This window comes from Longimicrobium sp., from assembly GCF_048594345.1.
Taxonomy (GTDB): domain Bacteria; phylum Gemmatimonadota; class Gemmatimonadetes; order Longimicrobiales; family Longimicrobiaceae; genus Longimicrobium.
Genome location: NZ_JBMDXM010000063.1, coordinates 25,317 through 37,832 on the forward strand (window position 1 = coordinate 25,317; position 12,516 = coordinate 37,832).

The 12,516-nt window shown below is 68.8% G+C and carries 11 protein-coding genes; 6 read left to right on the forward strand and 5 right to left on the reverse strand.

Going from position 1 to position 12,516, the window contains the following annotated elements; all coding sequences use genetic code 11:
* Nucleotides 1–713: 713 nt before the first annotated feature.
* Nucleotides 714–1,274, forward strand: coding sequence for a hypothetical protein (locus ACOJUJ_RS07405; RefSeq protein ID WP_420126219.1), 561 nt, complete (start codon nt 714–716; stop codon nt 1,272–1,274).
* A 324-nt stretch (nt 1,275–1,598) separates the two neighbouring features.
* Entirely contained in the window at nt 1,599–3,452 is a 1,854-nt protein-coding gene (locus ACOJUJ_RS07410; RefSeq protein ID WP_420126220.1) for a DUF885 domain-containing protein, read from the forward strand.
* Between the two features lie 410 nt (nt 3,453–3,862).
* Here the strand turns inward: ACOJUJ_RS07410 and ACOJUJ_RS07415 are convergent, their stop codons facing one another.
* On the reverse strand, nt 3,863–4,459 hold the full coding sequence (locus ACOJUJ_RS07415; RefSeq protein ID WP_420126221.1) for a dihydrofolate reductase family protein: 597 nt from the start codon (nt 4,457–4,459) through the stop codon (nt 3,863–3,865).
* Nucleotides 4,460–4,651: 192 nt separating this feature from the next.
* Between ACOJUJ_RS07415 and ACOJUJ_RS07420 the strand changes: the two genes are divergently transcribed.
* The gene (locus ACOJUJ_RS07420; RefSeq protein ID WP_420126222.1) at nt 4,652–5,773 is read left to right on the forward strand and encodes a trans-sulfuration enzyme family protein; all 1,122 of its coding nucleotides are present in this window, start codon (nt 4,652–4,654) and stop codon (nt 5,771–5,773) included.
* A gap of 399 nt (nt 5,774–6,172) precedes the next feature.
* Here ACOJUJ_RS07420 and ACOJUJ_RS07425 read toward each other — a convergent pair whose 3' ends face one another.
* Complete coding sequence (locus tag ACOJUJ_RS07425) at nt 6,173–6,688, reverse strand: SRPBCC family protein (protein WP_420126223.1); 516 nt, start codon at nt 6,686–6,688, stop codon at nt 6,173–6,175.
* A gap of 3 nt (nt 6,689–6,691) precedes the next feature.
* On the reverse strand, nt 6,692–7,042 hold the full coding sequence (locus ACOJUJ_RS07430; protein WP_420126224.1) for an ArsR/SmtB family transcription factor: 351 nt from the start codon (nt 7,040–7,042) through the stop codon (nt 6,692–6,694).
* A 222-nt stretch (nt 7,043–7,264) separates the two neighbouring features.
* Here ACOJUJ_RS07430 and ACOJUJ_RS07435 point away from each other — a divergent pair, with 222 nt between their 5' ends.
* Both ACOJUJ_RS07435 and ACOJUJ_RS07440 read left to right on the forward strand, forming a co-directional pair.
* A complete protein-coding gene (locus tag ACOJUJ_RS07435; RefSeq protein ID WP_420126225.1) occupies nt 7,265–7,675 on the forward strand; it encodes an SRPBCC family protein in 411 nt (136 codons plus the stop codon).
* Between the two features lie 467 nt (nt 7,676–8,142).
* Entirely contained in the window at nt 8,143–9,495 is a 1,353-nt protein-coding gene (locus ACOJUJ_RS07440) for a solute carrier family 23 protein (RefSeq protein WP_420126226.1), read from the forward strand.
* Between the two features lie 138 nt (nt 9,496–9,633).
* Here ACOJUJ_RS07440 and ACOJUJ_RS07445 read toward each other — a convergent pair whose 3' ends face one another.
* Both ACOJUJ_RS07445 and ACOJUJ_RS07450 read right to left on the reverse strand, forming a co-directional pair.
* The gene (locus tag ACOJUJ_RS07445; protein WP_420126227.1) at nt 9,634–10,083 is read right to left on the reverse strand and encodes an SRPBCC domain-containing protein; all 450 of its coding nucleotides are present in this window, start codon (nt 10,081–10,083) and stop codon (nt 9,634–9,636) included.
* A gap of 244 nt (nt 10,084–10,327) precedes the next feature.
* Nucleotides 10,328–10,507, reverse strand: coding sequence for a hypothetical protein (locus tag ACOJUJ_RS07450; RefSeq protein ID WP_420126228.1), 180 nt, complete (start codon nt 10,505–10,507; stop codon nt 10,328–10,330).
* Between the two features lie 414 nt (nt 10,508–10,921).
* Between ACOJUJ_RS07450 and ACOJUJ_RS07455 the strand changes: the two genes are divergently transcribed.
* Nucleotides 10,922–12,516 (forward strand): hypothetical protein (locus tag ACOJUJ_RS07455; RefSeq protein WP_420126229.1); only part of this gene is annotated, 1,595 nt, incomplete at its 3' end.

Consider the following 12,516-nt stretch of genomic DNA (forward strand, 5'->3'; position numbering starts at 1 on the left):
AAAATCGTTCCCGTCACTGCACATCGAAATCCGGGAAATGGTATACGTTGCGGCACGGCGGTGATGGTCATCCAGCACCGCCGGGTCGTCATGGCTGGGATCATCGCCTCCGGTGCCTGCTTCCGATGGCATCTGCGGCTTCACTTGTTATCCCTATCAAAAAACGCTACTTTCTGAATAAGGGCGACCTCGTCAACGGGACGGCGGGCAGGACGGGATGGTGCCAGTTGCCTGTCGTCGCGTTGCGTCGCGTCCAGACCGATGGTCATCTACACTTTCACGGATGAGGTGCGGTATGAAGAAGCGCAAACTGCGGCTGGATGAGCTGGCGGTGGAGACGTTCTGGGCCACACCTGCGTCCCATGAGCGCGGCACGGTGATGGCACACCTCACCCGGGTTGGCGGAACGTGCCCCGGAACGTGTCCGTCTGGTGCCACGTTGTGTCTTTCGTGTGGCGGAACGTGCCTCGATTCGTGTGCCGCATCGTGCTTCTGCGGCACCAACGGCGTGTTCACCTGCGATCCGGCCGGCAGCTGCAACCCCGACGCAACCTGCAACGGCTGCTCAGACTACGCCGTTCAGTGCTGACGGACGCTCACCGTCGCAAGCACGCGGCGGCGTACGCCGGCTGATGGACAGGCTGTCGCATCCCGCCCCGGCCTGCGCCGGGGCGGCTGAAGTTCCCGGTCCACCCTGCAACCCCGATCTGCCCGTGCGCCGCTCGCTCCTGCTGCTGCCGCTATCCGTCCTGGTCCTTTCTGCGGGCGAGGCCGTGGCCCAGGCCGCGCCCGTTCCGCACCCGGTGAGCATCACCGTGCCCCCGGCGAAGCCTGAGGACGTGGCGTCCATCGACGCCATCATCGCCGCGCTGTACGACGTGATCTCCGGGCCCGCGGGACAGGCCCGCGACTGGAACCGCATGCGCTCGCTCTACATCCCGGGCGGGCGGCTGATGCCGACCGCTGTTCGTCCGGACGGCTCGGTGGCAATGCGCGTCATGGAGGTGAACGACTACATCGCGACCTCCGGACCGATGGTGGAACGGGCGGGGTTCAGCGAGCGTGAGATTGCGCGCCGGGTGGAGCAGTACGGCCACATCGCCCACGTCTTCAGCACCTACGAGGGGCGGATGGAGACGGAGCCCACGGTGATCCGCGGCATCAACAGCATTCAGCTGCTGAACGACGGGACGCGCTGGTGGGTGGTCTCCGTCTACTGGGAGGCGGAGCGCCCCGACAATCCGCTCCCGGAGCAGTACCTCCGCGCGCCCTGATCGGCCTCGCACCGGACGAGCACGGCCCCTGTCCCCGATCCCGGGCAGGGGCCTCGTGGTTCAGCGCGCCATCGCCCGCTCGCTTGCCGCAGTACAGCCCGTGATGACGCACGGTCGGTCCGATCGGGATGACGGCGCGTGTCCAACCATTCTCCTTCCGACGGTAGAACCAGATGGGCCGAACCCCGTCCGGGGCTCGGCTCTTCCCGTTGATCCGACGATCCGCCGGCACGGTCCGTTGCGCCCGCCTGCGTTGTCGGATGCCGTGCGGCACCCTATCCTTGAGGCCCGGGCCCCACCATGCCTCACACCAAGCCCTCGATGATGCCGAACGACCCGACCGCCCACGGACTCCTTACGCGCAGGGAGATGCTGGCCGCGCTTGCATCCATCGCCGCGCTGCCGCTGGTTTCCGCCTGCGGCGCCGCCCGCACGTCGCCCTCATCCGCGCCAACCGACGCCGACCGCGACGCCATCATGCTCCTTGACCGCATCGGCAACGACCTGCTGAACCTTTCGCCCGAGCTGGCGACCTCGCTGGGCCTGGACGTGGGCGCCCGGGCCGAGCTGCGGTCCCGGCTCGTGGATCGCTCGGCGGCGGGGCAGCGGCGGATCGCGGAGCAGCTGCGCGCGGACCTCGGCGCGCTCGCGCAGGTCGACGCCAGCCGCCTTTCGCACGCCGTGCGGACGAGCGTGGAGGTGGTCCGCAGCGCCTATACGACGGCGCTGGAAGGCTTCGCGCTGCCGTACGGCGACATCACCGTCGGCGGCTGGCGCAACACGCCGTACGTCGTCATCCAGAACGTGGGCGCGTACCTGGACATCCCCCGCTTTCTGGACAGCGACCACCGCGTGGAGAACGCCGCCGACGCCGAGGCGTACCTGGCGCGGCTGCAGTCGTACGCGCGGCAGCTGGACGGCGAGCTGGAGCGCATACGGGCCGCGCGCGGCATGGGCATGGTGCCGCCGGCGTTCCTGATCGACAAGGCGCTGCCGCAGATTCGCCAATCGGCGCAGGGTGCACGGGCGGGGGGGATGCTGGTGGAGTCGCTGGAGCGGCGGTCGCGGAATGTCCCGGGCGACTGGGCCGGGCGCGCGCGGCGGATCGCGGCGCAGGAGATCGCGCCGGCGCTGGACCGCCAGATCCAGGAGCTGGAGGCGCAGCGCGCGGTGGCGACGAACGACGCGGGCATCTCCGCGCGGCCGCACGGCGAGGAGTTCTACCGCTGGGCGCTCAAGGCATCCACCACCACCACCCTGTCGCCGGACGAGGTACACGAGCTGGGCCGGAACGAGCTGGCGCGGCTGCACGGGCGCATGGATGCCATCCTCAAGGAGATCGGCTACACGCAGGGCAGCGTGGGCGAGCGGATGAACGGGCTGGCGAACGACCAACGCTACCAGTTTGCCGAGGGCGACGCGGGGCGCGCCGAGATCCTGCGGTTCATCGACGACCGGCTGGCGTGGATCCGCGCGCAGATGCCGCGGGCATTCAACACGCTCGTCGATCCCAACATGGAGGTAAAGCGCCTGCCGCCCGAAGAGGAGCCGGGCGCGCCGGCGGCGTACGGCGGCGCCGGGTCGGTGGACGGCAAGATCCCCGGCCGCTTCTGGATCAACCTGCGCACCACGGACCTGCACAGCCGGTACAGCCTGGCGGACCTGGCTTTTCACGAGGCGATCCCCGGCCACATCTGGCAGGGCGAGTACACGCACGACATGCCGCTGGTGCGCCAGATGCTGTCGTTCAACGCGTACTCCGAGGGATGGGCGCTCTACGCCGAGCAGCTGGCCGATGAGCTGGGTGCGTACGAGCAGGATCCCGTCGGCCGGCTGGGCTACCTGCAGTCCATCGCGTTCCGGGCGTGCCGGCTGGTGGTGGATACCGGCCTGCACGCCAAGGGGTGGACGCGCGAGCAGGGCGTGCGGTTCTTTGTGGAGGTGAACGGGTCGAATCCGCTGGAGGTGGCCAGCGAGGTGGATCGCTACTGCTCGTGGCCGGGGCAGGCGTGCGGCTACAAGGTGGGCCACAGCGAGATCAACCGGCAGCGCGAGCGGGCGCAGGCCGCGCTGGGCGCCGCGTTCGACCTCAAGGCGTTCAACGACACCGTGGTGCTGGGCGGCAACGTGCCCCTTGACGTGCTGGCGACCAACGTGGACCAGTACCTGCGGCGGTAGCGGGGGATCCGCGGCGGCCGCCGGGCTCACCCGGTCCGGCCGCCGCGCGGGTCAAGCGCCATGAGCGGGTGTCGCTACACTCCCACGCGATCAGTCATCCTGAGGGTGTCGCTACACCTCCCCATCAGTCGCTACACCTCCCACGCGATCCGTCATCCTGAGGGAGGCGCCGCGCTGTATCTTGCTATCACAGAATAGCTTGGCGCCGACCGAAGGACCTTGCCGGCAGAGCCGAGTGGCTGGATTCATGCCCGGATGCCTGCCCCCCGCGGGCGGAAAGAAGGTCCTTCGGTCGCGCGCAAACGACTGCGTGAGTTCAAGTTATTGGTGGCGCTCCCTCAGGATGACTGGCTTGAGGTGAGCTGGTGAGGTTTAGCAACACCTCCAAGGTGAGAAAAAGGTAGAGAGGACTACGCCCTGCGTACCGGGTAGCGCAGGTGGGTAACGCCGACGCCCGGCGTCACCGTCGGGTCGCCGAGGACGGCTGGCGTGGCGGCGAGGTGGTCGAAGAGCCGGACTCCGGAGCCAAGGAGCACGGCCGCGACGTCAACGTGGATTTCGTCGAGCAGGTCGGCGTTCAGCAGCTGCTGGATGGTGTCGGCGCCGTGGACGCCGACGGACCTGCCCGCGGCGGCGGCCTTGGCCTGGTTCACGGCGCTCTCGATGCCGTCGGTCACAAAGTGCACCGTCGAGCCGGGCCGCGGCCAGCCGTCAGGGACGTGGTGGGTCAGGACGAATGCGGGTCCCCACGCGTGGTTTCCGCCCCAGCCCTGTGCGGCGTCGAAGGTGCGCCGGCCGGTGAGCATGGCACCGAACTCGGACCAGAGGCCGCGAAGGTGTTCGGCACTGGGCTCGGACACCTTGAAGGTCATGGGGTCCGAGCCGCCGGTGTGGAACTCGACGTCCCCCGAGTGAAAGTACCAGTCGAACACTTCGTCCACGCCATCGTTGGGATCGGCGACGTAGCCGTCCAGCGACATGGACATGATCGCGACAACCTTTGACATCGGGATGATCCTTTCCGAGGGTGGAGTTGACCTCAACGTCCCCCTCCGTATAGGTTTACGGCCTCACACCCAGAGCGGGGACGACCCCGCCTCTCTTGTACGCACGTGGGGACGGCCCCGCACCAGGCTCACGGGCGAGTCATGGCGTGGGGCATTTTGCTTTGCGCCGCTTCGCCTGGTGTGGAGGACAGAATGGAGAAGCACCCATCCGCAATCAAGCCGGAATCGTGGCTCGTTTCGGCGGGCCGCGCGTCCGAACCCGGCGCTCCACTCAACGTGCCGCTGGTTCCCGCATCTAACTTCATCATCGACAGCGGGCGCAGCTACTCGCGGGATGATGGCACGCCCACCTGGGAAGCGCTTGAAGACGTCGTGGGCGGGCTGGAGGGCGGCAGGGCGGTGGCGTTCGCGTCGGGCATGGCCGCCATCGCCGCGGTGTTCGACCAGCTCTCGGCCGGTGCCGTGGTGGTGCTGCCGGACGACTGCTACCAGGGCGTCGCGGGCCTGGCCGCCGCCGGGGCGGAGCGGGGGCGCTGGTCGGTGCAGCGCCTGCCGCTGGACGATACGGACGGCTGGGTTCGCGCCTGCGGGACCGCGGACCTCATCTGGCTGGAATCGCCCTCCAACCCGCTGCTGACGGTGGCGGACCTGGAGGCGGTCTGCGCGGCGCCACGCAAGCCCGGAGCGATCGTCGCGGTGGACAACACCTTCGCCACGCCGTTGAACCAGCAGCCGCTGGAGTTTGGCGCCACGGTGTCGCTGCAATCGGCGACCAAGTTCATCGGCGGTCACTCCGACCTGCTGGCCGGCGTCGCCACGACGCGGGACGATGCGCTGGGGCACGGGCTGCGCACGTCGCGCGAGCTGAACGGCGCCACGCCCGGCACGCTGGAAGCCTGGCTTGCCGTCCGCGGCGCCCGAACGCTGGCGATTCGCCTGCAGCGGGCCCAGCAGACGGCCCAGTCGCTGGCGGAGCGGCTGGAGGCGCACCCACTGGTGGCCCGCGTCCGGTATCCCGGCCTGCTCTCTCATCCGACGCATGCGACCGCGCGGCGCGTGCTGAAGGGATTCGGGAGCATCATCTCCTTCGATCTGCATGGCGGGGCGGAGTTCGCGGATGCGGTCTGCCGCAACGTCGGGCTCATCCGCCACGCGACCAGTGTGGGAGCGGTGGAGTCCACGATGGAGCGAAGGGCGGCGATCCCGGGCCAGACCCATCTGCCCCCGTCGCTGCTGCGCCTGAGCGTAGGGATCGAGGACGCCGAAGACCTCTGGGCCGATCTGGACGCCGCGATCCGCGCCGCGGCGCCGTAATCTTCAACGGCGCGGCGGAGGGCTGATGTGCAAAGGGCCGAACCCTGCCCCGGGGGCTCGGCCCTTTCGCATGCCGCGCCGGATCATACCCATCCAGACTTCCCCGATCAAAACCACGAGCCCGTCATCCTGAGGGAGCGCACCATGTGCACCCAGAAGTTCGCACCATGACAGGCGCGCGACCGAAGGACCTTCTCTCCGATCACCGAGGGGCATGGTCCACGCCGGAAATCCAGCCCCTCGGTTCTGCTGGCAAGGTCCTTCGGTCGGCGCCAAAGCCCATCGTACGAGCAAGATACGGCGCGGCGCCTCCCTCAGGATGACTGATCGGGGCGGAGGGTCAGCAACACCGGAGCACCCCTCGCTCGGGAGTCCGCGGCGTTGTGTCCCGATTCCGAATCAGCCGGCGGACTGCGCCGCGGCGGGGGCGGGTTCGGCCAGCACACCGTCCAGCTGTCCCAGGGCGGAGCGCAGCCCCTCTTCCATCCCCATCTCCACCAGCTGCCGCATGGCCTCCACGCTGGGAAAGTGGGTCACGCTGGTCATCCGCGAGCCGGTGCCGGTGCCCTCGAAGGTGAAGACCATCCGCATGGACGGCATGGCCTCGTTGGGCGTGCCGTCGTCGTTCGCGAAGCCGTCCTCCACCTCCATCCCCCGTCCCGGATCCACCGAGACAAAGCGCCACCAGCCGCGCGACTTGCTGCCGTCCGGGCCGGTCATGTAGTACTCGGAGCGGCCGCCGGGCGCCATGTCGTGGCGGGTGAAGGTGGCGGGGTACGTCTCCGGGCCCCAGAACCGCTCCAGCTGCCGCGGGTCGGCGTACGCCTGCCACAGGCGCTCCACCGGCACGGGATAGTCGCCGACGACGGTGAGGGTGAGCGCGTTCTGATCGGAGGATACGGAGCTGATGGGCATGGCTTACTCCTGGGAACGGGTGTCCGAGAAAAGGGTGTCGATCTGGCTGAATCGGGCCTTCCACAGCGCCTCCAGCTGAGTGAGCAGCTCACGCGCGCCCGCGATCCGCTCCGGGTTGCCGCGGACGATTCGCTCGCGGCCCTGCGCCTGCTTGGTTACCAGTCCGGCTTCCTCCAGCACGGCGACGTGCTTCTGCACCGCCGCGAACGACATCTCGTAGCGGGCCGCCAGCGCGGAGATCGACGCCTGCTCCCCGGCCAGCACCCGCGCGACGATGTCCCGCCGCGTGGCGTCGGCCAGTGCGTGGAAGACGCGGTCGATCTCCGCGTCACTGAGGAAGCAATATGCAACCATGTGGTTGTATATAAAGGATGGGTGCGTGGAACGCAAGCGTCTCGTATGCTGATGCGCTTGCGGGTTCGGCGAGCGGGCCGCCGGGCTGTACCGGCCCGGCCCGGCGTCGCTGCGCGCGCCGCGACCGTGCCCATACGCCCAGCGATCGAACCGATGTCGATCTTGCCCCTGCTCGTTCGATGCATGGGTAAGCCACCACGAAACGTTCAATCGGAGACACTCATGAAGATCACCGTAGAGACCAACGTCAACGCCGCGCCGGGCAAGGTGTGGGATGCCTGGAACGCCCCGGAAGACATCAAGCAGTGGAACTCGGCGCACGAGAGCTGGCACACCACCCGTAGCGAGGTCGACCTTCGCGAAGGCGGGACGTTCGTGTCGCGGATGGAGGCAAGGGACGGCAGCGCGGGCTTCGACTTCGGAGGCACCTACACTCGCGTGGTGCCGGGGCAGGTGATCGAGTACCGGATGAGCGACGGCCGCGAGGTTACCGTCGAGTTCGTCGAATCCTCCGGCGGGGTCCTGGTCCGGGAAACGTTCGACGCGGAGACGGACAACCCGCCCGAAATGCAGCGTCAGGGCTGGCAGGCGATCCTGGACAACTTTGGCCGCTACGTGGAAGCAAAGGGTTGAGCGGAGCCGGCGGCGAGACGATCGCCCGATACCGGATGTCAGGATTCGCTGTGCACGGAAGCAAAGAAATCTCACGAGGAGACGCGCAGTGGGAAACGCAGAGCCGCGAAGGATGCACCGGATTTCTCCGCGGCTCATCCGTTCCTCCGCGCCTCCGCGTGAGATTTTTCGTTCGAGCGATGCTCAGGCGTCGCGCCGGAATCCTGGGCTCTGGGAGAATGCCGATCGAGAATCCGAACCGATAACGTGCCGTCCGCCTGCTGCACAAAGTCCACCTTTGTGCCACCTTCGTGGACTCGGAGGCCCGACTGTGTGCGGCATTCAATGCGCCGACGCGTCCGCAACCGGGAGATCACCGGATCGGATCGCAATCGGCATCATCCACGCTCTTGCGCGGGCAGCATCCAGGGTGCTTCCTTGTTGCTTCCCCGCCCGCAGCACGTCCACACCCTCCCCATCGCCCATCCATGCCCTCGCCCGCACGCGAACGCTTTTTCCCCCGCTGGACCCCCGTTGCCGCCGGCGTGATCGGCCCCGAGGAGCGTCTGCCGTGGGGGCAGACGCTGGTGGTGGGGCTGCAGCACGTGTTCGCCATGTTCGGCGCCACGGTTCTGGTGCCCATCCTGATGGGCTTCGACCCCAACACCTCCGTGTTCTTTTCGGGGATCGGGACGCTGATCTTTTTCGTGGTGGTGGGCGGACGGGTGCCCAGCTACCTGGGGAGCAGCTTTGCCTTTCTGCCCATCACCCTGACCGCCACGGCGTACGCCGGCAGCGGGCCCAACCCCAACATCGGCGTGGCGCTGGGCGGCATTATCGCGGCGGGGGCGCTGTACGCGCTCATCGGGTTCATCGTCATGGGGACGGGGTACCGGTGGATCGAACGGCTGATGCCCCCGGTGGTCACCGGCACGGTGGTGGCGGTGATCGGGCTGAACCTGGCGCCGGTGGCGGTCAAGTCCATCAGCGGCAGCGGCTTTGCCACGGCCATCGGGCTGGCGACGGTGCTGGCGACGTGCGCCGTAGCCGTGTACGCGCCCGGACTGCTGCGCCGCGTGCCCATTCTGCTGGGCGGCGTCATGGGCTACCTGCTGTACCTGGTGCTGGCCAACGGGATGGGGATGGGGCCCGCCATCAACTTTGCCCCGCTGCGCGAGGCGGCGTGGATCGGCTTTCCCAACTTTTCCACGCCCGTGTTCCGCTGGGACGTGGCGCTGCTGTTTGCGCCGGCGGCGCTGGTGCTGGTGGCGGAGAACCTGGGGCACGTCAAGGCGGTGGGCGCCATGACGGGGCAGTCGCTGGACCGCTACCTGGGCCGCGCGTTCGTGGGCGACGGGCTGGCGTGCATGGTGGCCGCGTCCGGCGGCGGCACGGGGGTCACGACCTACGCCGAGAACATCGGGGTGATGGCGGTAACGCGCATCTACTCCACGCTCATCTTTGTGGTGGCGGGTGTGGCGGCGATCGTGATGGGGATGTCGCCCAAGTTCGGCGCGCTGGTGGGGACGATCCCGGGGCCGGTGCTGGGCGGGCTGTCGGTGGTGCTGTTCGGTCTGATCGCGGCCACGGGCGGGCGCATCTGGGTGCAGAACCGGGTGGATTTCTCCAACAGCCGCAACCTGGTGACGGCCGCGGTCGCGCTGACCGTGGGCGCGGGTGACCTGGCGCTCAAGATCGGCGGATTTACGCTCCCCGGCATCGGCACGGCCACGTTCGGCGCGATCATCCTTTACCAGCTGCTGCGCGAGCCGGCGGGGGAGCGCGACGCCCTGGCCACCGCGGACGCCGGCGGGGACCTGGAAACCGCGCGGTCCCACTGATTTTGTGACGGGCCTCTGACGAAAAGATGGTAGGTACAGAGGAACAGAGAACAGCCAGAGGAACAGAGAATATGTGCGTCTCTGTTCCTCTGGCTGTTCTCCGTTCCCCTGTACCCTTCCTTGTTTGCGGATTCGGTTTCAGGCACCTTCGCTGGCGAGCAGCGACTGGAGCCGGTCGAGGTTCTGCTCGTTGGCGGGTTCGCTGATGCGGCGCATCTTCGCGGCCATCTCCGCACTCTCGAACTCCTGCACCCAGGCCAGGTGGGTTTCGCCTCCGCGCTCGGCCAGCGTCACCGTCAGCCGGTACCACGGCTTGACGACGTGCTCGATGACGATCCGGGTGTGCGGCTCGATCTCTCGGAAGACGCTCTCGTTGGGGTAGCTGGCGCTGTTGGGGCCGTGCATCACGAACACCCACCGGCCGCCGGGCTTGAACTCGAAGTGCTCGAACGTGTTGGTGAAGCCGCTGGGCCCCCACCACCGGGCGAGCTTGTCCGGCTGCTCGAACGCGGCGAATACCGTTCGCGGATCGGCTGAAAGCACCCGCTCGGTGCGGACGGCGGCGTTCGGATCAGTGGCTTGCGACATGGGCAGCTCCTTCCAGGATTCGGATACTCACGCCGCTCTGGCGGGAGGGGGAGAGGACGTGCCTCAGAGGCCGCTGCTGAACCCGCCCGTTAGGATACGCGCGACGCCTTCCGTCAGGAAGCCAACGCGTGTGGATGGCTGGATGACACCCGCTACGGATTCGGCCGTGGTTACGGTGGATACGAGCGAGGACGCCCCGGTGGGGGGCGCCCTCTTGCCGATCAGGCCGGGATGGGTCCGCGGATCAGTTGTACGTGCGGCCGTGCTGGTCGATGCGTGTAGCACAGGTCCGGCAGAACAGCAGGGGCGCGCACAGCTTGCGGTTCCAGTTGCGGTGCCTGCAGCGGGGACAGGACGGAGTCATGTAGTGACGCAGCACCCATGCGCCCGCGACCGCGGCGCTCAGGAGGAACAGGTAGATCATCGTGCTCGTGGTTCAGTTCGGTGCGGGCCGCCGGCCGGAAAACACCGGCGGCCAGTCTTTGGGGGCAATCCGCCGGCCAGTCCTGAATCACCAGCGCCGGCGCCAGATCGCCGCTCTCCCGGCGTCAGCACTCCGCGCGTGGCGAGCACGAGCGCCCCGCTTGGACGATGATGGGTTCGACGGGGATCACGAGTGGGCAGAGTTGATCGGCGCGAAACCCTGCACGCATTATGCCGCAAAACGTCGCCTGGCGCGTGGGCCCGCGCCGGGCGGCCATCTCGTCGCCGGCGCGATCGCGCGGCCGGCGTCCGCTGGGGGCATCCGCCGCATGATCGCGGCGGGGACACGTGGCGGCACGTGAGGTGCTCTTCCGGTGGCGGAGCCACGGCTGAAACCTGCTTCCGCGCATCCCCCGTGTCCGCATCCTTAATTCCCCCTGCCCGGCTAACCCCGCTCAACACCGCCAGGGCCGATCCGTCGCGCGGCATCATCCTGTACTGGCAGGTGATGCAGCGGCGCACGCGCTACAACTGGGCGCTGGAGCACGCGATCAAACTTGCGCGCGAATGGGGCCGGCCGCTGGTGGTGCTGGAGGCGCTGCGAGCCGGCTATCCCTGGGCCAGCGACCGGCTGCACCGCTTTGCGCTGGACGGAATGCGCGACAACGCCCGCGCCTACCGAGCCGCGGGCGTGGAGCACGTGCGCTACGTGGAGCCGCGTTCCGGCGACGGCCGCGGGCTGCTGCTGGCGCTGGCGGAGCGTGCGTGCGTGGTGGTGACGGACGAGTTTCCCGAGTTCTTTCTGCCGCACATGCTGCAGGGCGCGGGGCGCAAGCTGCAGCGCGCGCACGTTCGCCTGGAGGCGGTGGACGGAAACGGGCTTCTCCCCCTGCGCGAGGGGGAAAAAGCGTGGACGGCCGCCCCGCACTTTCGCCGGCTGCTGCAGCGCCAGCTTCCCGACGCGCTGGCCCACGCACCCGCCGCCAATCCCCTTCTTCGCGCGCGGGGGCTGCCCGCCCTGGAGGGAGAAGCCGCCCGCTGGCTGGACGGCATCCGCACGCGCTGGCCGTCGCCCGCGGAGGCGCTGGTCGGGGACGATGCGGGCGAGGCGGCGCGGGCGCTTGCGGCGCTCCCCATCGACCACGGGGTGCCGCCGGTGGACTTTCGCGGCGGGCAGGAAAAGGCGCGGCGGGTGCTGCGCGCGTTCATCGACGGCAAGCTGCATCGCTACGCCGAGCACCGGAACCAGGTGGAGGATGCCGCCAACAGCGGCTTTTCCCCCTACCTGCACTGGGGATTTCTGAGCGTGCACGAGGTGTTTGCCGCCATCGTGGACCACGAGGGGTGGACATCCGCGCGCCTCGCCCCGCGCCCTACCGGCAAGCGTGAGGGGTGGTGGGGGATGAGCCGCGACGCGGAGGCGTTTCTGGACGAGATCGTGACCTGGCGCGAGCTGTCGTACAACACCGCGCACTGGATGCCGGATCACGACACGTACGCCTCGCTCCCCGAGTGGGCGCGCGCCACGCTGGACAAGCACCGGCGCGACCGCCGCGCGGAGCTTTTCAGCCGCGACGAGCTGGAGGCCGGCGCCACCTACGACGCGCTGTGGAACGCCACGCAGGGCCAGCTGCGCACGGACGGCCGCATCCACAACTACCTGCGGATGCTGTGGGGCAAGAAGTTCCTGGAGTGGACCGAAACGCCGGAAGAGGCGCTCGCGCACATGCTGCACCTGAACAACCGCTGGGCGCTGGACGGGCGCAACCCCAACTCCACCAGCGGCATTACCTGGGTGATGGGACGGTACGACCACGCGTGGCAGGAGCGCCCGGTGATCGGCAAGGTGCGCGCGATGAGCAGCGTGGCCACCGCAAAGAAGATCGCGGTCGGCGGCTACGTCGAGCGCTACGGCGCCACCCTTCCCGGCCGCACCGCGCCCCACGCGGACGCCGGCGGCCGCCGCGGCGAGACGCCGGCGCCGCGGCGCGAGCGCCGCACCCCGCGCGA

What these genes read in the sequence shown, in the direction of transcription:
- ACOJUJ_RS07435 (WP_420126225.1), top strand. Translation starts at nt 7,265, where the DNA reads ATGAAGATCACCGTAGAGACCAACGTCAACGCCGCGCCGGGCAAGGTG.
- ACOJUJ_RS07440 (WP_420126226.1), top strand. Translation starts at nt 8,143, where the DNA reads ATGCCCTCGCCCGCACGCGAACGCTTTTTCCCCCGCTGGACCCCCGTT.
- ACOJUJ_RS07425 (WP_420126223.1), bottom strand. Translation starts at nt 6,688, where the DNA reads ATGCCCATCAGCTCCGTATCCTCCGATCAGAACGCGCTCACCCTCACC.
- ACOJUJ_RS07410 (WP_420126220.1), top strand. Translation starts at nt 1,599, where the DNA reads ATGCCGAACGACCCGACCGCCCACGGACTCCTTACGCGCAGGGAGATG.
- ACOJUJ_RS07415 (WP_420126221.1), bottom strand. Translation starts at nt 4,459, where the DNA reads ATGTCAAAGGTTGTCGCGATCATGTCCATGTCGCTGGACGGCTACGTC.
- ACOJUJ_RS07450 (WP_420126228.1), bottom strand. Translation starts at nt 10,507, where the DNA reads ATGATCTACCTGTTCCTCCTGAGCGCCGCGGTCGCGGGCGCATGGGTG.
- ACOJUJ_RS07420 (WP_420126222.1), top strand. Translation starts at nt 4,652, where the DNA reads ATGGAGAAGCACCCATCCGCAATCAAGCCGGAATCGTGGCTCGTTTCG.
- ACOJUJ_RS07445 (WP_420126227.1), bottom strand. Translation starts at nt 10,083, where the DNA reads ATGTCGCAAGCCACTGATCCGAACGCCGCCGTCCGCACCGAGCGGGTG.
- ACOJUJ_RS07430 (WP_420126224.1), bottom strand. Translation starts at nt 7,042, where the DNA reads ATGGTTGCATATTGCTTCCTCAGTGACGCGGAGATCGACCGCGTCTTC.